At 67.1% G+C, this 18,818-nt stretch carries 19 protein-coding genes; 2 read left to right on the top strand and 17 right to left on the bottom strand.

The features are described from left to right. Nucleotides 1-129 precede the first annotated feature (129 nt). Complete coding sequence (locus G474_RS0107185; RefSeq protein ID WP_043463526.1) at nucleotides 130-804, top strand: protein-methionine-sulfoxide reductase heme-binding subunit MsrQ; 675 nt, start codon at nucleotides 130-132, stop codon at nucleotides 802-804. A 12-nt stretch (nucleotides 805-816) separates the two neighbouring features. On the opposite strand, the gene G474_RS0107180 is transcribed toward G474_RS0107185, so the two are convergent. Together G474_RS0107180 and bioB are read right to left on the bottom strand one after the other, a co-directional pair. Beyond that, the gene (locus G474_RS0107180; RefSeq protein ID WP_026686377.1) at nucleotides 817-1,680 is read right to left on the bottom strand and encodes a methyltransferase domain-containing protein; all 864 of its coding nucleotides are present in this window, start codon (nucleotides 1,678-1,680) and stop codon (nucleotides 817-819) included. 20 nt (nucleotides 1,681-1,700) lie between these two features. Then, complete coding sequence (gene bioB / locus G474_RS0107175; RefSeq protein ID WP_026686376.1) at nucleotides 1,701-2,693, bottom strand: biotin synthase BioB; 993 nt, start codon at nucleotides 2,691-2,693, stop codon at nucleotides 1,701-1,703. Between the two features lie 123 nt (nucleotides 2,694-2,816). Between bioB and G474_RS0107170 the strand changes: the two genes are divergently transcribed. Beyond that, the gene (locus G474_RS0107170) at nucleotides 2,817-3,524 is read left to right on the top strand and encodes a ComF family protein (protein ID WP_211228073.1); all 708 of its coding nucleotides are present in this window, start codon (nucleotides 2,817-2,819) and stop codon (nucleotides 3,522-3,524) included. On the opposite strand, the gene G474_RS21965 is transcribed toward G474_RS0107170, so the two are convergent. The 15 genes from G474_RS21965 to G474_RS0107095 all read right to left on the bottom strand — a co-directional run bounded on the left by G474_RS21965 (nucleotide 3,525) and on the right by G474_RS0107095 (nucleotide 18,817). Next, a complete protein-coding gene (locus G474_RS21965; protein ID WP_051282037.1) occupies nucleotides 3,525-4,622 on the bottom strand; it encodes a tetratricopeptide repeat protein in 1,098 nt (365 codons plus the stop codon). 10 nt (nucleotides 4,623-4,632) lie between these two features. After that, on the bottom strand, nucleotides 4,633-5,499 hold the full coding sequence (locus G474_RS0107160; protein WP_051282035.1) for an ExeA family protein: 867 nt from the start codon (nucleotides 5,497-5,499) through the stop codon (nucleotides 4,633-4,635). Beyond that, the gene (mshL, locus tag G474_RS19955) at nucleotides 5,486-7,384 is read right to left on the bottom strand and encodes a pilus (MSHA type) biogenesis protein MshL (protein WP_051282033.1); all 1,899 of its coding nucleotides are present in this window, start codon (nucleotides 7,382-7,384) and stop codon (nucleotides 5,486-5,488) included. The genes G474_RS0107160 and mshL overlap by 14 nt, the downstream gene beginning before the upstream one ends. A gap of 1 nt (nucleotide 7,385) precedes the next feature. Beyond that, a complete protein-coding gene (locus tag G474_RS19950) occupies nucleotides 7,386-7,721 on the bottom strand; it encodes a hypothetical protein (RefSeq protein WP_043463524.1) in 336 nt (111 codons plus the stop codon). Continuing rightward, on the bottom strand, nucleotides 7,718-8,425 hold the full coding sequence (locus tag G474_RS0107145) for a type II secretion system protein M (protein ID WP_026686373.1): 708 nt from the start codon (nucleotides 8,423-8,425) through the stop codon (nucleotides 7,718-7,720). The genes G474_RS19950 and G474_RS0107145 overlap by 4 nt, the downstream gene beginning before the upstream one ends. Next, nucleotides 8,422-9,051, bottom strand: coding sequence for a PilN domain-containing protein (locus tag G474_RS0107140; RefSeq protein ID WP_026686372.1), 630 nt, complete (start codon nucleotides 9,049-9,051; stop codon nucleotides 8,422-8,424). Before G474_RS0107140 ends, G474_RS0107145 begins: the two co-directional genes overlap by 4 nt. Next, nucleotides 9,048-9,989: a type IV pilus biogenesis protein PilM gene (gene pilM / locus G474_RS0107135; RefSeq protein ID WP_043463522.1), complete on the bottom strand. Its 942-nt coding sequence runs from the start codon at nucleotides 9,987-9,989 to the stop codon at nucleotides 9,048-9,050. The genes G474_RS0107140 and pilM overlap by 4 nt, the downstream gene beginning before the upstream one ends. Before the next feature lie 142 nt (nucleotides 9,990-10,131). Continuing rightward, complete coding sequence (locus tag G474_RS0107130; protein WP_156919188.1) at nucleotides 10,132-14,232, bottom strand: DUF6701 domain-containing protein; 4,101 nt, start codon at nucleotides 14,230-14,232, stop codon at nucleotides 10,132-10,134. 13 nt (nucleotides 14,233-14,245) lie between these two features. Next, a complete protein-coding gene (locus G474_RS21960) occupies nucleotides 14,246-14,722 on the bottom strand; it encodes a hypothetical protein (RefSeq protein ID WP_051282031.1) in 477 nt (158 codons plus the stop codon). Continuing rightward, the gene (locus G474_RS0107120) at nucleotides 14,719-15,534 is read right to left on the bottom strand and encodes a PulJ/GspJ family protein (protein WP_026686369.1); all 816 of its coding nucleotides are present in this window, start codon (nucleotides 15,532-15,534) and stop codon (nucleotides 14,719-14,721) included. The genes G474_RS21960 and G474_RS0107120 overlap by 4 nt, the downstream gene beginning before the upstream one ends. Further along, the gene (locus G474_RS0107115) at nucleotides 15,518-16,072 is read right to left on the bottom strand and encodes a type IV pilus modification PilV family protein (RefSeq protein ID WP_026686368.1); all 555 of its coding nucleotides are present in this window, start codon (nucleotides 16,070-16,072) and stop codon (nucleotides 15,518-15,520) included. The genes G474_RS0107120 and G474_RS0107115 overlap by 17 nt, the downstream gene beginning before the upstream one ends. Beyond that, nucleotides 16,062-16,520 (bottom strand): pilus assembly FimT family protein, encoded by a 459-nt coding sequence (locus G474_RS19940; RefSeq protein WP_043463519.1) that lies wholly within the window; start codon nucleotides 16,518-16,520, stop codon nucleotides 16,062-16,064. The genes G474_RS0107115 and G474_RS19940 overlap by 11 nt, the downstream gene beginning before the upstream one ends. A gap of 81 nt (nucleotides 16,521-16,601) precedes the next feature. Continuing rightward, nucleotides 16,602-17,045 (bottom strand): type II secretion system protein, encoded by a 444-nt coding sequence (locus G474_RS24415; protein WP_026686367.1) that lies wholly within the window; start codon nucleotides 17,043-17,045, stop codon nucleotides 16,602-16,604. Nucleotides 17,046-17,069: 24 nt separating this feature from the next. Further along, a complete protein-coding gene (locus G474_RS0107100; RefSeq protein WP_043463515.1) occupies nucleotides 17,070-17,576 on the bottom strand; it encodes a hypothetical protein in 507 nt (168 codons plus the stop codon). Nucleotides 17,577-17,578: 2 nt separating this feature from the next. Beyond that, nucleotides 17,579-18,817, bottom strand: coding sequence for a type II secretion system F family protein (locus tag G474_RS0107095; protein WP_026686365.1), 1,239 nt, complete (start codon nucleotides 18,815-18,817; stop codon nucleotides 17,579-17,581). Between the last annotated feature and the right edge of the window lies 1 nt (nucleotide 18,818).

The raw sequence follows: 18,818 nt of genomic DNA, 5'->3' as shown, positions 1-18,818 counted from the left end.
AACAGCGAGGCAAAACAAGTCTTTGTGTTACCAGGCTGCCACACCTTCAGGTGGCGCAGGACAACAGGATGGAGCCTGCAAATCCTGACTTTCTCCCCGCCTTTGGGCCTCAGTGCTGAGGAGGTCAGGATGAATAGCGCCAGAACCCCCTGGACCCCGGGTCCGACCCAGCTGCTGCTGATCAAGCTGCTACTCATCGCCCTGTGCCTGCTGCCCCTGGCCCGGCTGTTCGGCGACCTGGGCCCCAACCCGCCGGAGTTCGTCAGCCGCCACACGGGCACCTGGACCTTCAACCTGCTCCTGCTCACCCTGAGCGTCAGCCCCCTGCGCGCCTGGACCGGCGCCCACTGGCTGCTGCGCCTGCGGCGCAGCCTGGGCCTGCTCACCTTCGCCTATGCCTTGCTGCACTTCGCCAGCTTCGCCCTGTTCGACCATGAACTGGCTATCCAGGCCATCGCCACCGACATCGTGGACCGCCCCTTCATCGCCGTGGGCTTCGCCGCCCTGCTGCTGATGCTGCCCCTGGCCCTGACCTCCAGCAACCGGGCCATTGCCTTGCTGGGCGGCCGGCGCTGGCAGGAGCTACACCGCAGCATCTACCTGATCGGCATCCTGGCGGCCATCCACTACCTGTGGCTGGCCAAGATCACCACCTACTTCTACCCCCTGACTTACACGCTGCTGCTCGTCCTGCTGCTGGCCTGGCGGGTGGGCGCGCGGCTAAAAAAGGCCAGCGCCCCGGCCCCGGGATTCCGGGGTGGGTCCCAGCCCATCAAGTTTTTCAGGGAAAAGCCGGACAGGTAAGAAAGCAGCGCCTCAGCGCCGCTCGAAGCGGATGATGCTGCGCCCGTCGGCAATCTGCCGGGGCTCGGGCTTCCAGGCGTGTCCGTAAATGACTTCGAAGGTGGCGGGCAGGCGTCCGTCGGGACGGCGCCAGGTTTCGTAATGGGCCTCCAGGGCCTGACGCAGGCCCCGCCCCGCCAGACTGCGGCGCCGGTCCTCCATGGCGCAGCCGGCCCCGGCACCACGCAGGTCGGCCAGCAGGGCATCCAGGTCCGCATAGGTGAGGGTAATCACTTCCATATCCACCACCGGATCGGCAAAACCGCTCTCCAGGAGCATGTCTCCCAGATCGTGCATGTCGGCAAAACGCTGGGTGTGGGCATAACCGTCCCGGAAACCGCCACGCAGCTCCCGCAGGGTGTCCGGCCCCAGGGTGGAGAACATCAGCAGCCCCCCGACCCGGAGGCTGCCCAGCACCTCCCGGAACAGGGGACGGGGCTCCTCCAGCCAGGGCAGCAGCATGTTGGCCCAGGCCAGGTCCAGCCGTCCCGGGGCCAGGGGCAGCTGCTCCGCTGTAGCCACCGCGAACGAGGCAGCGCCTTGGGATCGCCCGAACCAGCGCCGCCAGCCTCCGGGGCGGGAATCCCGGGGCAGCATGGCGGCTTCCTGGTCCAGCCCCAGGCAGCAGGCCTGGGGATAGCGGGCCTGGAGGCCCGGCAGGGACAGCCCGGGACCACAGCCCAGGTCGGCTATCCAGCGGGGTTCCAGGCGCACGTAGTCGAGGCGCTCCTGCATCCGCGCATCCACCTCCCGGGCCAGGAAATCGGCCTGGGCATAGCGCCCCGCGACGCGCCGGAAATTGCGCCGTACCCGGGCCCGGTCGATGAACTCGGCCACTGGAAGACGGACCGGGAGGCTCAGACGGCGCGCAGGCCCAGGCGCTCGAACAGGACTTCGTCCCGGGATACGTCCGGCAGGCCCGTGGTCAGGAGCTTGTCCCCGTAGAACATGGAGTTGGCCCCGGCCAGGAAGCACAGGGCCTGGAGCTCGTCGCTCATGTCCTGGCGGCCGGCGGACAGGCGCACGTAGGAGGCGGGCATGGTGATGCGGGCGGCGGCAATGGTGCGCACGAACTCGAAGGGATCCAGGGGCGGCAGTTCCCCCAGGGGCGTGCCCGGAATCGGCACCAGGTTGTTGATGGGCACGGATTCCGGCGGCTGCGGCAGGTTGGCCAGCTGCACCAGCATGGCGGCCCGGTTGCGGCGGGATTCGCCCATGCCGACGATGCCGCCGGAACAGACGCTGATGCCGGCGCTGCGCACCTGTTCCAGGGTATCCAGGCGGTCGTCGTGGGTGTGGGTGCGGATCACCTGGCCGTAGAATTCCTTGTCGGTGTCCAGGTTGTGGTTGTAGTAGTCAAGGCCGGCTTCCTTGAGCTTTTCCGCCTGGCCTTCCTTGAGCATGCCCAGGGTGACGCAAGTCTGCATGCCCAGGGCCTTCACCTCGCGCACCATTTCCAGGACCTTGTCCAGATCATTGTCCTTGGGACCCCGCCAGGCCGCGCCCATGCAGAAACGGGAAGCCCCCTTCTCCTGAGCCACCTTGGCGGCTGCCACCACGTCCTCGATGGGCATCAGCCGTTCCCGTTCCACGTCGGTGTCGTAACGGGCCGACTGGGAGCAGTAGCTGCAATCCTCCGAACAGCCCCCGGTCTTGACGGACAGCAGGGTCGAGCGTTGAATGGCGTTGGCATCGAAATGCTGGCGATGCACCTGCTGGGCGCGCCACACCAGGTCCATGAAAGGCATTTCGTACAGGGCCAGCACCTCCTCCACCGTCCACAGACGGTGAGCGGAAACGGGGGATGAGTCCGGGGCCTGGGCCACGGGAGCCGGAGCAGCAGCTTGCATATCGGGAGTCCTACGGAAGATGAACAGAGCACGGCACCCGGATGCATTTCCGGCCATCGGCGACAGCCGGCCCCGGGGGCGCGTAATTATGGATAATCAGCCATGGGCCATGGAAAGTCAATTTTGACACGGACCGCCCTGGCAGGGTTCAGGGAATTTGCCGCCCGGCTGGCCGATGCGCTGCTGCCTTCCTCCTGCCTGCTCTGCGGTAGCCCCTGCTGCGGCGCCCCCCTCTGCCCCGGCTGCCTGGCAGACCTGCCGCCCCTGGCGACCCGGCACTGCCCCCTTTGCCTGGAAGCCACCACCCACGGGGAACGCTGCGGCGCCTGCCTGGCCCGGCCGCCCCACTTCGATCAGGTGCACGCCCTGTACCGCTACGCCTTTCCCCTGGACCACCTGATCAGCGACCTGAAATACCACGCCCGCTTTGCCCTGGCCAAACACTGGGGCCGGCAGCTGGCCGGGCTGACGCCTCCGCCGGACCGGATCATCCCCCTGCCCCTGCATCCAACCCGGCTGGCAGAGCGGGGCTACAACCAGGCCCAGGAGATCGCCCGGCATCTGGCCCGCAGCCTGGAGCGGCCCCTGGACCCGGACAGCCTGGAAAAATCCAGGGCCACCCGCCCCCAGGCGGAACTGAGCCACAAGGAAAGACAGGGCAATCTCAAGGGCGCCTTCGCCTGCACCCGGGACATGGACGGCCTGCATCTGCTGCTGGTGGATGACGTGCTGACCACCGGGGCCACCCTGGACGAAGCTGCCCGGGTCCTGAAACTGCACGGTGCGGCCCGGGTCGAGGTGGCGGTGGTGGCACGCACCCCCCGGCATTGATCAGCGCAGCTTGCGCTCCACGAAGGCGCGCAGGTCCGGGCTCAGGGAGCCGCTCTGGGCCGCCTGGCGGAACGCCTCCCTGGCCTCGGGCTCGTGCCCGGCCTCTTCCAGGGCCAGCCCCAGCCCCACCCACCAGCGGCCTTCCCGGGCAGACAGGGACAGGGCCTGGCGATAATGCTGGGCAGCCTTGAGGGGCTGCCCCAACTGGCGTAACAGGGCTCCGGCCAGGGCCTGGTACTCCCCATCACCTGCAGCCCAGGGCAGACCTGGCTCCAGACTGCTCCAGGCCCCCTGGGCATCCCCCTGCTCCAGCTCGAGACGGGCCAGCAAGGTGCGCCAGGACAGCTGGCGGGGATTGAGGCGTACCCCCTCGCGCAGCAGTTCCATGGCCCGGACCCGGCTGCCCTGCTCCAGCAGCAGCTGCACCCAGAGCTGACGTACCGGCCCGTGGGCGGGATCGTCCTGGAGGGCCAGACGCAGTTCCTGGGCCGCCTCGCCGCCCTGGCCCCGGGCCACCAGCTCCAGGGCGTTGCGGTAACGGAACTCGGCCTTTTCCGCCGCCGTGGCCTGGCGCTGGGTCTTGTCGATACGCCCGGGCGCAGCCGCCGGAGCCGCCGGAGCCGCCGGGCGGAAGGCTGGAGCTGGAGCTGGAGCTGGAGCTGGAGCCGGAACGGGTGCGGGTGCGGGTGCGGGTGCGGGTGCAGCAGGCAGGGTAAGGCTGGGGTCCAGCCCCGGGGTGGCCATGGCAGGCACAGGTTCCGGCGGCGGCTGGGATACAGCAGCATCGGCTTCCCCGGCGGGGGGGACGGTCACGACGGCAGCCGGTGCGGAAACCGGCGCGGCGGCAGGCGGGGTCTCCGGGGTTGGCGCTGGCTGCCCCTGAGAGGCGAGCAGGGCCTGGAGCCCGGACCAGACCCCCGGCTGCCAGGCCAGGGCGGCAGCGGCTGCCGCAACAGCCAGCAGCAGCAACAGGATCAGGAGTGGCCGGAAACTGCGGCGGCGCCCCAGGGGCACCACCTGCTCGGGCAGGCCGGCCCGGTCGCTGCCTATGGCCTGGCGCTGGTCCAGGTCCTGGAGCATGCGGTTGATCAGGCTCACCGGCGCACCCTCACCACCAGAAGCCCGTGCGGGCCCCTTCGGTATCCCGGGCCGCCGCCTTCACATGGCCCGGTTTGACCAGCCGGGAGCCTTCGCCGTAGGCGGCCATCAGGGCCTTGTTGGCGAGGATGTTCACCAGCCTGGGCGTGCCCCGGCTGGATTTGTACAGGGCCCCCAGGGCCCGGTCGGTAAACAGGTTGCCGCCGGTACTGGCGCCGGCCACCCGCATCCGGTGCGCCACGTACAGGGGAATTTCCTCGGGCAGCAGCTCCCCCAGTCGATAGTGGAAGGTGATGCGCTGCTTCAGCTGGCGGATGGCCGGGTCGCTCAGGTGGCTGTCCAGCTCCGGCTGGCCGAACAGGACGATCTGCAGCAGCTTGCGTTTTTCGGTCTCCAGGTTGGAGAGCAGGCGCAGGGTTTCCAGGCTGTCCCGGGGCAGGGCCTGGGCTTCGTCGATGCACACCACCACCCCCTTGCCCAGGCGCGCGAATTCCAGCAAGGCGTCGTTCAGGAGCTTGGTGAGCAGGTGGGCGTTGTCGTTGCCCTCCAGGGGCAGCTGGAATTCCTCGGCCAGGGCCACCAGGAGTTCCGTGGGGGTCAGGTTGGGATTGGGCACATAGGCGGTCACCGCCTTGCCCTTGAGGGCATTGAGCAGGCGGCGGCAGAGCAGGGTCTTGCCCGTGCCCACCTCGCCCACGATCTTGACGAAGCCTTCGCCGCTGTTGACCGCCACCAGCAGGGTGTTGACCGCCTCCTGGTGGGCCCGGGTGCCAAAGGCGAACTGGGTGTCCGGCGTCAGGCTGAAGGGCGCCTCGCGCAGACCGAAATGGGCCAGGTAGGGCGGCACGGGGACGGCCCCGCCGTTACTGACGGCCATGGTCCTGGCCGCGCCCTGCCGTGACCGGATCGGCCAGGGCCGGATACTTGCGCGGGTCGTAATCCTTGAGGCGCTGGTTCAGGGCATCCATGTCCTGCTGCCAGTCCCCCTCCCCGCGGATCACCGTGGGCTTGATCAGCACCACCATTTCCCGCTTGCGGGTGGCCCGGTTGGTCTGTTTGAAGAAATGGCCGAAGAAGGGAATGTCCCCGGCACCGGGCACCTTGCTCTCGTCGGCCGCCTGTTCCTGGGACATCATGCCGCCGATGGCGACGATCATGCCGTCCTTCACCCGCACGATGCTGTCGGTTTCCTTCACCCGGCTGGAGGCGAACGGCAGGGTGTAGGTGCCGGCCTGGCTGCCCAGGTTCACCACCAGCTCCTTGGTGGTCACTTCCGTCACCGCCGGGCGGATGTGCAGGGTGATCATGCCCGCATCGTCGATCTGGGGCGTCACGTCCAGGGCGATGCCGGAGAAGAAGGGCTGGGCCGTGATGGTGGGCGGATTGAAGGTGTTGTTGTTGCCGCTCCCCACGGTGGTGGTCCCCGGCTCCACCCCGGTCACGTAGTAATCGTCGGAGCCCACCTTGAGCACGGCCTTCTGGTTGTTCAGGGTGGCAATGCGGGGGTTGGACATCACATAGACCGTGCCCTGGGTCTCCAGGAACTGGATGATGGAAGCGAAATCCGAGGTCTGGAAGGAGAGCCCCAGGGCTCCCGCCACCGGGAAGCTGTTGAGCAGGCCGGAAGCCCCGCTCAGGGCCACGCTTTCCCAGTTCCGGGTGGTGCCTTCGGTGCTGGAATAGGTCTCCGAGGTCAGGCGGCGCAGCTGCCCGTCCTGGCTCTGCACCGGCCACTGGTTGTTGTTGGCGTTCATGCCCCAGCGCTGGCGGCCGAACTTGTCGAAGGCCGTCCAGTTCACCCCGCTCTGGAAGCCGTCGTTGAGTTCCACCTCGATCAGCTTGGCTTCCAGCATCACCTGCCGCTCCACCCCGGCCTGCATGGCCTTGAGGAGTTCATTCACTTCGCGCAGCTCGGCAGGCAGGGCCCGCACCATCACGGTGCCGGACTGCTGGTTCATCAGGAAGCGGCGCCCCTCGGGGCACTCCAGCTTGCTCAGGCGCAGCCCCAGCATCTGCCCCATCAGGCCGCTATTGGCACCGGCGCCGGTATCGCTGGTGACCTCGTACTTGCAGTCCAGGGCCGTGGCGATGCCGACCCCCAGCTCCAGCCAGAAATCCGAGACCTGGCCGGTAAACACGTTGGTGGTCTCCGCCGCCACATTGTTGCGCGTAGCGCTGGAAGAGGAGCCGGAAGTACCGTTGCCGGAGCCATTGTTGCTGGCATTGGAGGACACTACCCGGGTGGCGGAAGTGCCGCCCCGTTTGCTGGCCAGGTAGCTGACCTGGAAGATGCGGGTCTGGGGGGTATTGGGCTGCACCGCGATGCGGTTGCCCTGGATGCGGAAGTCGTAGCCGTAGAGGTCCCGGATCACTTCCAGGGCTTCCCGCACCGTCACGTTCTTCAGGTTCAGGGTGATGCTGCCGCTCACGTCCGGGGGCAGCAGCATGCTGTAGCGGGTGCCATCCACCAGGGCCAGGAACACCTGGGCCGCCGGGGCTTCCGCCACGGCCAGATCGAAGCGGGGCTCCAGGGGCTGGGGCGCCACCGCGGCCGGCAGCTGGATGGGCGGCAGCAGGGCCGCGTCTATGGCCGCCCGTTCGGCGGGCGGATTGGGCTTGGGCTGCTGCAGGCTGGACTGGATGCTGTCGTAGGTTCCCTCCCGGGGCAGCATGGGGGAACAGCCGGAGAGCAACAGGGCGAGCAACAGGCCCGACAGGAGCAGACTTTTCCCCTGATGGGGCGCATGGGTTTTCTTCATCATCTCATTTCCCTCCTGGGGCCGATGGGCGCTGCACACCGGGGGTGAGGCGCAGTTCCTGGCGCCCTTCCGCCCCTTCCAGGAGCACCGAGGTCGCACCGATGCGGACCAGGCGCAGGCCGCGGATTTCCTGCCCCAGATGCAGGTTGTTGCCATTGATGGTGGCCAGGGGCCGCCCTTCGGGGCCCCGCTTGATGGCTTCCAGACGCAGGGCGTCCGCCTCCCCCGGGGTTTCCCGGGCGGCCCAGTCCGCAGGCCGGGTCGGATCGCGCAGGGGCAGCTCCTGGGCATGGAGGCCAAGACTGCAGGTCAGGAGCAGCAGGGCGGACAGGGTTTTCATAGTTCCAGCCAGTGGGCATCCATGCTCAGGGTGGACACCGTCAGGGTCAGCTCCGCCTCCGGGTAGGCGGGGACGCTGAGCTGGGCCCGCTGCCACAGGAGCCGCTGGGGCTGGGCCTCCAGGGTCTTCAGGTAGGCCAGGATGTCCAGGTAGTTGCCCCTGAGCTTGAGTTCGAAACCGTGCTGGTACACATCCAGGCTCCGGGGCGGCAGTTCGGCCTGCTTCTCGGCGGCGGTCCGCTGCTTGTCCCTGGCGGCCAGGATGCCCTGGGCCGGCAGGGTCTTGAAACCGGCCACCCGCACCCCCGGATGGCGCCGCACCAGCCCTTCCAGCAGGGCGGCAGCCCGATCCGGCGGCACCAGGGATTCGTTGAAGGCGGCCAGGCGCGCCTCGGCTTCGGCAATCTGCTGCTCCACGACCGCCAGCTCCTGGCGCAGGGGAGCATCGGGATCGCTGGCCACCTGCTGGCTGAGGATCTGGATCTGGGTCTGCAGGACCGTCAGATCCGCTTCCTGGGCAGCGGCCTGGCGCCCGTAGGAAGCAGCCCGGGAAAACATGGGCTGGGCCCAGAGCACCCCGCCCAGATAGGCCAGCAGACCGATGGCAGCGGCGGCCACCAGGCCCCGTTCGCGCACGCTCAGGGCCTGGTAACGGGCGGCCCAGGCCTGCCACAGTTTCTGCATGCTTGCGGGCAGGACCATCATCTGCGCTCCCGGGAAAGTTGCCCGCCCAGGGTGAAGCTCCAGTGGGGCGGGACGGCCGTCGGCGCCACCGGATCGGGCAGGACCTGGTTCAACTCCAGGGCCGCGAAGGTGCGCCCCTTGAGCAGGGGCTCCTGGTCCATCTGTTGGATGAACTGGGGCAGCAGGGGTTCGGTGCGCATGCGCCCCTGGAGCAGCACCTGCTGCCCCCCCTCCTGGAGATCGAAACCGGTCAGCCACAGGCCTTCAGGCACCCGCCGGGCGAAAGCCCCCAGGTAACCGGAAAAACCGTCCTGCTGCCCCAGGTCGCCGCTTTCCAGGGCGGCCAGCACCTCCCGCTTGCTCTCAAGCACCGCCTTGCGCTCGGCCAGCTGGCGCTCCAGGGCCGGGCTGATGCGGCGACTGGCCTGCATGGCGCCCAGCTGGGAGAGCTGCTCCTGGGCCACCCGCATCTGCTGTTCCTGGGCCCCCAGGCGGTGCAGTTCCACCCCTTCCCGCTGGCGCCCCCAGCCGGCCATGAGCAATACCAGCATCAGCACCAGGCTGGAGGCCAGGGCCACGTGATTCAGGGTGAGCAGCTCCACCTTGGGGCGCAGCTCGGGGTTGAGCAGGTTGATCTGCTGGCTCATGGCTGGGACTCCTGGCGCAGGGCCGCCCCCAGGGCCAGCAGGTGGCGGGATTGCTCGGCCGGCTGCTGCAGGGTGGGACAGGCTTCCAGGTCCAGGACCTGGGACAGGTCCATCTGATCCACGGGCACGTACAGGGAACTGCCCAGGTAATCTAGGAGGCCGCTCAGTTCAGGCCGGGGGGCGAGCAGCAGGCGGCTCACGGAGATGAAGCTGTACTGGCGGTCAAAGGCATCCAGGGTGCGCTGCAGTTCCAGGCCGACGCGTTCGAACAGGGTCTGGCGCCGTTCCAGATCGGCCCCGGTGAACTGCTCCAGGGGAATTTCGATGCGCCGGCTGGCATAGAGCTCCCCCTTGAAGGTGAGCACCAGCAGGCCCCCATGCTGATCGAAGCTGAGGCTGGCCAGCCCCCGGTTTTCGTCTTCCAGCAGGGCGGCCACGTTGCGCAGGGCCAGTTCGGGAATGTCGATGGCCTGGAGATTGAGATGGGCCCGGTCGTAGCGGGCCATGATCTCCCCCACCTGCTCATTGCGGGCCACGGCCACGAACACCATGTGGGGCCGGCCCGGAGCGTGGCTTTCGGTGGGGATGTCCAGCACATCGAAGGTGGCTTGCTCGGCGGGGAAGTCGATGAAGTCCTTGAGCTGCCAGCGCAGGGCTTCCTTCCATTCATGGCGAGGCACGGCCGGCGCATTCATCTGCAGCAGCTGGTAGCTGCCCGGCGGCATCAGGGTGGTGATCCGGTAGGCGGACAGGCCCCGGCTGCGGGCCAGCCGTTCCATTTCATCCATCCCCGTCGTCAGGGCCTCCACCCAGAGCACCCGGGCCCGGCCCTGGCCGCCTGCCAGCACATGCACCGCCGCCGGGCTGCCGGCAGCCGGACACAGGGCCACCCAGCCGGGTTTGCTGCGCTTGGGACGGAGCGGGAACAGGCGGGACATGAAAGAAGGAATCTGCCTAAGGTAGTAACAGGCGCAATATCAACACACTTCACTTTAAATGTGAAGTGCAAACCCATTATTTATTAAGGATTTTTCCTAAAATCAAGCACATTTCCCCGTTTCGGCACCGACGCTGCCAGGCTCAGCGCAACTCGCGCCGGAAAATCACCGGGGAGCGGGGTCCGCAAACCCCGAAGCAGGCGCGCACCGTAGGCACGGCCAGATCCAGCCAGCCATTGCCGCCCCCCAGGATGCCCAGGGGGATGTCCAGGTAGCCGTAGTTACCCGCCCCCGGCGCCGACAGCCGCAGGCCGGCATCCCCCTTCACCACCTTGTGCGTGGCCCCGTTGCTGCCCTGCAGGGTGGCGAGGGTTTCCCCGGCCGCCAGCTGGTTGCGGGCCCCCGGCGGGTAGAACAGCAGCCCCCCGTTGTCCTTGGTCGGCAGGGTCAGCAGGGTGCAGCTGTCCAGCAGGTTCCGGGTCCAGCCGGTGGCGCTCCAGTACTGCACCTGGGCCGGCACCGGCAGGGGCAGGTACTCGGAGCCATAGGCGTTGGCGGCCCACAGCCGGCCATGACGGATCATGGTGGAGTTGCTCGCATCGTCCGTCACCTGGGCCGGGGTACTGGCCAGCAGCTTGGCCCCATCATCGTCCTTCACCTCCACCTTCAAACGGTAATCGTCAAAGGGCCCGTCGGGAGGGCTCGCCTTGGCGAAGCGGTAGGTATCCTCCAGCTTCCAGACGCCGGCTGACCAGAGACTCTTATCCGGCATGGCGGGCAAATCCGGCTGATCCAGGCGCAAGGGGGCACTTGCCCCGCCATTGATGGCCGTCACGGTGACACTGCCGGCCTTGTAGCGCGCCGTCACCGGATCGCTGGCGGATGCCGCGCCGCTTCCCTTGGCATGGGCCTTGATCGCCAGGGAAACCTGGAGGCTGTCGTCACCCATGTAGGTGAAGCCCCCGGCCGCACATCCAGGGGTCAGCGTCCCGGCAAAGGAAAAGTGGCTGGGATACCAGCGCCCCAGGAGGGGAGTTTCCGCACTGCCAATGTTGCAGCCGTAGCGCACCTCCCCATCCTTGAGGATATTTCCAGCGCTCCCGGTCAGGCAGTCCGGTACCGCCTTGCCCTGATCCACCGCTGTAAAGTTCTCATCCACTACTGCATTCTCGGGAAAGCGGATGTTGCCCACGTCCCGGTACTGGAAGGTGCCGCTGGCCTTGCTGCCGGTGGCCGCATTGAAGCTGCCGGTCAGGGTGCCTGCGGTGATGAGATCGCTGTCATCGCCAGAGGCCGTCACCAAGCCTTCTTTGATCACCGGGGTGCCGTCATAGCCACTGGCCACATCGGCCTGGGCGTCCAGGGTGAAGTCCGTGCCGGCCACTGCCGCCGGGGTGCCACTGGCCCCGGCATTGTTCATCAGGGGAGCACTCACCGTCAGCTGCTGCGGGCGAATGGCAAAGTTGTCGTAGGAACAGGAAGGGGCGCTGCTGCCCACCTTCATCCGCACCCGCACATTCTTGGCCGCGGCGGCGTAGGTAAACTCGGCCTCCTTGCGCCCCTTGTCGGCGGCGGCAAACACCAGGTTCTGAGCCGTGTTCAGACCCGCGCCCGTGGGACAGCTGGAGCTCGAGGTATCCACCAGGTCCACGGCCACGGTGCCCGTATAAGCGGCATTGACGATCCCGCCCCCGGACAGGGCCAGCACATCCAGCTTGAAGGCAGTCTGGGCAAGCTTGGTGTAGATGGGGGTCTTGGGGTCCGCTTTTTGTTCCACCGCATCGAAACTGCAGGAGGCGGAGGCGAAATTCATGGTGCAGTTTTCCGTCGCCCCGTTGAAGCAGCGCAGGCCGTTGCTGGGCGTCGGGTTGATGCTGTTGTAGCCGATGGCTACATCCCCGGCCGTGGCGGAGCTGATCTGGGTGGACGTGGCACCGCCGGAAAAGGTGAAGGTGCTGCCCCCCGGGGTGAGGCGGGCCGTCACGGTCCCTGGATAAAGCTTGGTGCAATCCACATCCAGACAGGCCAGCACTTCCACCGACTCAGGGTTGCAGATGGAGGCGGTGCCATCATGGATCACCCGCAGATGATCGAAAGCGCCGCTGCAACTGCGCCCCAGGGTCATGTCAGCCTGGACCTCGGCCTGGGACAGCTCGTAGTTGTAGAGCTTGACCTCGTCGATCTTGCCGCGGAAATTACGGGCCGGCATGAAGGGACAGCCCGCCGAGGTGGAGACGTCGCCGCCGATGTAGAAGTTGCAGCCATTGGGCTGCAAGGTCCCCTTCCAGCTGCCGGTGTTGCCGTCCCGTACCCCGTTGATGTAGATGTACTGGCGGCCGCTGACCGAATCGAAGGTGATGGCCACGTGGGTCCATTTATTCAGGGGAATGGTGCTGGCCGAGGTGAGGTTGGAAGGATTCCACCACCAGTAGAGCTTGCCGCTGGGGTTGATGTGGAACTCATAGTTCTTGTCGTTTGACAGGATGGAGTACAGGTCGCTGGAAGGCCGGGCCGTGGGGTAGATCCAGGCCGTGGCCGAGAGCTTGGTGCTGTAGTCGAAGCGGGAATCCCCGGGCACCATCACCACCCCGCCCCCGTCAAAACTGCCCGCATTGCAGAAGCTTCCGTCCACGCTGGCAAACTGGGACTCGATGGTGGGGTCGGGAGTGACCACATTGGTGCCGGTGCTGGCAGTGGTGGCCATGCGCCGGCCGTGCAGGGCCGTGCCACCGCTATCCACCACCTCCCCGTCGGCGCCCGTCCAGGAATCTTCCACCTCGTCCATGCGGAAGTGGGTAGTGGCCTGGGACAGGACCAGGATGCTGCGGCTGACGGAAATGGCCCCGGGCGAGGACAGGGTATTGGTCAGGCTGCCCTGCTGGTTGAGGCGCACCACCAGGGTCATCTGGGCACTGGCCTTGCCGGCCAGGGAAGGCAGGGTCCATGTAAGGCTCTGACCGCTCACCACGACGCTGCCCTGCTGGGCCACGTGATTCACGTAAACCATGCCGGCCGGCATGACATCGGTGAGCACCAGGTTGTTCAGGGGGTCGTCATTGGGATTGCTCACCGAGAGGGTGAAGGAGACCACGTCCCCCACCACGGCAGAGGCGGCGCTGGACGTCTTGCCCAGCACCGGCGGCAGGGTGGTCTTGCACAGGGCCAGACTGCCGCCGCTGCTGTTGCTGTAGCAGGCGCTGTTGAGGGGCAGGCAGCTTCCTCCCCCGGAAAGACAGCACACCCCGCCGGCCCCCGACTGCCAGCCGTTCAACTGGATACTGTTGCTGCTGTTGCGGGTGGTCCTGGCGCAACCATTGACCCGGGTGTTGTAGCCCAGGCTGATGATCCCGGTGGCCACGGCATCCCCCCCCACGGTGAGGCTGCTGCCCCCCAGGTTGATGGCGCCGGCAGTGGCCTCCACCCCGCCGCCGATGCTGCTGCCGCTGGCGCCGGCAGCCGCCACCGCAGCCGCCTTGACGGAACCGGCAATGGTGCTGTTGCTGGCCAGCAGGGTGAAGGTGCCGGAGGTGGAGATCAGCCCCCCCACGTTATTGCCACCGGCCAGGGTGACGCTGCCGGAACCCCCTTCGGCGCGGATGTCCCCGGCCACGCTGGCCCCGTAGCCCAGGCTCACGGCCCCGCTGCTGGCGGTGATGCTGCTGCCGTACACGGCATTGCTGCTGGTATCGGTGACGCTGGCGGCGCTGACCGGGCCGTTGATCCGGGCGGCCGCTCCCACCAGCAGCGCCCCGGACGAGGTGATGCTGCCATCGACGGTGACATTGGAACTGGCGAGGGTCAGGGTCCCGGTGCCCATGGTGATGCTGCCCGTGATGCCGCTGCCGGAATTGAAAATGGCCGTGCGGTTGCCGCTGACCTGGAGCTGGGCCACGAGACTGCCCTGGGTGCTGAAGTTGCCGCCCACCACCAGGGTCAGCTGGCTGGCGGAACCGCCGCCGTTGATCACCGCATTGCTGGCATCGAAAGCACCGGTGAAACTGATCCGGGCCGGCCGGCTGTCGGCCTTGATGCTCACCGTGTCGTTCCAGGCCAGGGTCACCGCACCGCAGGAAAAGTTGTAGACTCCGCCGCTGTAACCCCCGTAACTGCAGCCCTTGGGCATGCTGGCGCCGCTGCTGGCAAACAGGTAGGCGGCCGCCTGGGCCAGGCCTGCCCAGCCCCCCAGCAAGCACAGGCAGCACAGCAGGCCGGCCCGCAAGCCCCATTGGCGCGCAAATGTCATGGCGGCTCTCCTCTCAACAGTCGTAAGGGGGGGCGGTGATGGCCGGATCCCGGCACTTCTCCAGGGTCACTTCCACCACCCGTTCCACCCCCAGGGGCGGCGCCGCCCCGTTACCCGCCGTGGCGGTAATCCGGTAGAGGCGGATCTGCCGCCCCCCTTCAGTATAGGGACCAAAGGCGGTGCAATTCACCGCGATGGTCATACCCGGGAATTCTGCCAGGGGCGGCAGGGTGCTGGCGGCAAAGCAATTGGGCAGATCATCGCTTTCGCCATTGGGGTCGAGCTGGAACATGCCCCACTCCGCCCCGGCCTGGGCCCCGTGGGCGGCCTTGCTGCCCATGATGTTCTGGGCCGAAGTGGCCTGGCCGCCAGTACCGAGAACCGCGAACAGGCCTGCCAGGGCTGCGAACAGCACCAGCAGGAAGATGGCGGAAATCAGGGAGACCCCCGCCTGGGTCCGCCGCCGGAGAGGATGCCTGACCGTGTTCATGGGGTGTTGTCGATGGGAATCTGCTGCTGCAGGCTGACCGTCTCGCCATTGAGGGTCAGGGTCAGCCGCAGGGAAACCAGGCCGTTACGCTGCAAGGCCCCCGGAATGTAGGCGAAGGAACAGCCGCCGGCCGGGTCCAGGTTATCCACCAGGACGGCGGCATTGCCGGCCGCCAGGGCCTCATTAGTATCAGGCTGGCTGTCATGAAAACCATAACCCCAGTGGCGGCGGATCACCCGGTTGGCGGGGTCGCAGACGAAGGTGACCGGCTGGCCCACCACGTGAAAGCGGCTGGCCGGGGATGCGAAGGGAAAGCCGAAGGGCGCCGCGGCCGTGATCTCGGTCAGGGCCGCGCCGGTGGCGCTGGGGGCACGGCGGTTGTCGCCCGCATACACATCCCCGCCCGGCACCCCCAGGTTGAACACCACGATTTCTTCCCCGGCGGCTACCCGGACCGGGGGACCCAGCACATCGAAATGGTCGGCGCTGGCGCCAAGGCCGAAATCCAGGGGAAAATCCGCCCCGCCCCCGGACTCGGCCCGGTAACGGCCCGCATCCATGATGGGCACGAATTCCAGGTAGTTGCCGGAAACCCTGAGGCTGTTGGGCAGGGCCGCGCGGATTTCCCGCTCCATGCGCCCCAGGGCCGTGTCCGCCGCATCGGCCAGCTGCATGCGGGCGGACACCTCCACATAGGCATCGATCTGGTGCCGCACGAACATGCCCACCATGGCCAGCAGCAGGCCGCCGATGACCATGGCCACGATCATCTCGATCAGGGTGAAGCCCCTGGACTCAGTAGCGTGGCGCATAGCGGAACCTGTAACCGGTCACATCCAGACTTTCCGGCCCCCGGGTGACGCGCACCGTCACCCGCAGCACGGCATCATTGGCAAGCCCGAAATCCGCCCCCGCCTGGGTGATCGTCACCAGGGTGGCGTAGCCGTCCATCACCTGGCCGCCGATGGCGTCGCTGGCGGCCCCCTGGCCATAGCCCCCGTAATCGGCCACGTGGTCGAACACCGCCCCGGGGCCGCCATTCCGGCTCTCGCCCCCGGGCACCGGGGTCACGCCGCTCTGGGCCATGCCGGCCGTGCAATCCCCGAAGCCCATGGCGCTGGCTGCGTTGGGGTCATCCGGATCGCACCAGGTGAAGGGCTGCTGCAGGATTTCCTCCAGCAGGGACTCGGCCACCGCCAGGGTCTGGCGGGTCACCATGGGGTCGGCGGAATCCTGCACGGCCCGGTTGAAACTGGCCAGCAGCCCTACCACCCCGATGCTGATCACCACGATGAAGATGATCTGCTCGATCAGGCTCAGCCCCCGGGCCCGACGCCAGTCAATGGACATAGCCGGTCTCCGCCTCGATGCTGATGCCGGGCACCTGGTCGATATTGAGCACCTGGGTGGCGGCAAAACTGGGCCGGCCCAGGCTGTCGAAGCTGAAGGGCTTCGGCTGTGGCGCAAAGCTGACCCCACCCGGGGCCTGCACCGTCAGGGCGTTGCCCCCGGGGCCGCGGAGGGCGGCGCCAGTGTTGCAATCCCCGGCCCCGGCGGCCGCGGCGATGCGAAAACTCACCTGGGTGGTATCGGGAAAATCAACGCACACCCGGCGCCGGGCGGCAATGGCGGATTTCTGGGCATAACGCAGGGCCACCAGGGTTTCGTCCCGGAAACCCCGGGCCTCGAAACCGGTCTGGCCGGAAAAGCGGGGCACCACGACGGCCGCCAGGATGCCCAGGATGATCATGGTCACCACCAGCTCCACCAGGGTGAAACCCCGCGCGGCCTTCAGCATGGCCGGCAGTTTCCTGCCCCGGGAAGAAAAAACCCCGTAACGGGTACGGGGTTTTCCTGGCCTGGCCACCGGCATTGGCGCTTAGCAGCCGGTAACGGTCAGGGCGTAGGTGGGCGGCACGACGGGGTTAGTGCCCGTCTTGCTGGCGGCGGTATAGGTGACACTGCAGGAAGCCGGAGTGGTCGCACCGGAGTGCTGGATGATGGTGGTGCCGGACGTGGCAATCTCGGGACTCAGGTCCATCACCTTGACCAGTTCAGTCACGTTGGACGCAAAACCGTAAGCGGTAGTCACGCTGGCGCCCCCCACGGTAACGGTGCCGGTGGCCCCCAGGGCGTTACCGGTGGCCGCCTTGGCGTAGATCATGGCGTTGGCGCTGCGCATGGCCCCTTCGGTGGCCTTGATCACGGACTGACGGGCATCGGAGCCCAGGTCGATGAACTTGGGCAGGGCCGTGGCGGCCAGGATGCCCAGGATGACGATTACCACCACCAGCTCGATAAGGGTGAAACCTTTGGCTTTCATTAGTACTTTCCTCCTATTTTCAAATCAGAACCAATCATAATCCACAGTTTGCAGCAAAACCAGACTTTCAACAGGGATATGGCCTGCCGGCATCTCCCCCCGAACCCCGACGCGCCAGCGGATCTCCTGGCGCCCCGGCGGCCCACTGCGGGCCTGAAAGCCGCTGGCGTGGTTCAGCTTGTAGGCCAGCTCCCGGGTCTTCTGGTCGAAATACCAGCTGCCGCCGGGCAGCAGGTCGGCGGGCATGTCCTTGTATTCCCCCATGTAGCCCTGGGGCGGCTGGGCCAGGAAGGCCACGGGATTGCTGCCTAGCAGATCGCTGCCATCCCGGCCGGTCTGGCGCACCAGCCGGTCGGCAATCTGGTGCAGCAGACCAGTCTTGATGCGCACCACGGTGATGTCCACGGCCATGCGCTCCGCTTGCTCCTGGTAATGGCGGATCACCTGCAGGAAGGCCCCCGCCAGCAGGGCGAACAGCAGCACCACGACAAAGAACTCGAGGCGGGAAATGCCGGCCATGGGGCGGCGCATGTTCACCCCCCCTTACCCATGGCCACCTTGCCCAGGTCCCACAGGGGCAGGAAGATGCCCATGGCCAGGACCAGCACCATGATCCCCAGGAACACGATGAGGATGGGCTCGATCTGCTGGGCCAGGGTCTTGAGGTCATACTCCACCTCCCGCTGATACATCTCGGCGATCTCCTGCATCATGTCGTCCAGGGAGCCGGACTCTTCCCCCACCGCCACCATCTGGATCACCACCGGGGTGAACACCCCGGCGCCGATGGCGCTGCGCAGCACGCTCTCGCCCCGCTCCACCCCATCCCGCATGCGCTCGATCTTGTCGGAGATGAAGGCGTTGTCCACGGTCTGGGCCACGTTGGAGAGGGCCTGGATCACCGGCACGCCGCTCTTGGAGGCCAGGGCGAAGCTGCGGGCAAAGCGGGCCAGGGTGGCCTTGCGCACGATCTTGCCGGCGATGGGCACGCGCAGCTTGAACTTGTCCCAGGCATAGCGCCCCCCCCGGGTCGCCACCCAGGAGCGGAAGCCGAACACGGCCGCCACCACCAGCAGCAGCATGTAGATCCAGTTGGCCACCATGAAATCGGAAAAGCCGATCAGCACCCGGGTCATGAGTGGCAGTTCCGCCTTGAAACCCTTGAACACCTTGGCAAAGGCCGGGATCACCCAGATATTCACCACCACGATGGCCACCCCCATGGCGAGCACCACGAAACTCGGGTAGCGCAGGGCGGAACGGACCTGTTCGCGCATGAAGCGCTCGAACTCCATGTGGTGGAAGAGACGCAGGAAGATTTCCTCCAGCATCCCGGTCATTTCCCCCACCCGCACCATGTTGATGGAAAAACCGTCGAACACCCGGGGATGGCGGGCCATGGCGGCGGACAGCTCACGCCCGGAATCCAGGCTTTCGCGCAGGTCCTGGAGCACCTTCTTCATGCCCTGGTTCACCGCCGATTCCTGCAGCCCCGTGAGGGCCCGCATGATGGGCACCCCGGCCTTGAGCAGGGTGTAGATCTGGCGGAAGAAGAGCAGGATGTCCTCGTGCCTGACCTTTTCCTCGAACAGGCCCTGGAAGGAGCCCCCCAGCTTGATGCTGCGCCCGGCTGCCGCCGCAGCCTTCACCTCCAGGGGCGTCACCCCCAGCCCCTGTACGGCCCGGGCGGCCTCGTCCCGGCTGGGCGCTTCCAGCTGACCCCTGACCTCCTGGCCGCTGCTGTTCCTGCCCCGGTAGGTGTAGCTGGGCACC

The organism is Azovibrio restrictus DSM 23866, assembly GCF_000429665.1.
GTDB lineage: Bacteria > Pseudomonadota > Gammaproteobacteria > Burkholderiales > Rhodocyclaceae > Azovibrio > Azovibrio restrictus.
The sequence above is the reverse complement of the archived record's forward strand: the minus strand, read 5'-3'. Positions and strand labels throughout refer to the sequence as shown.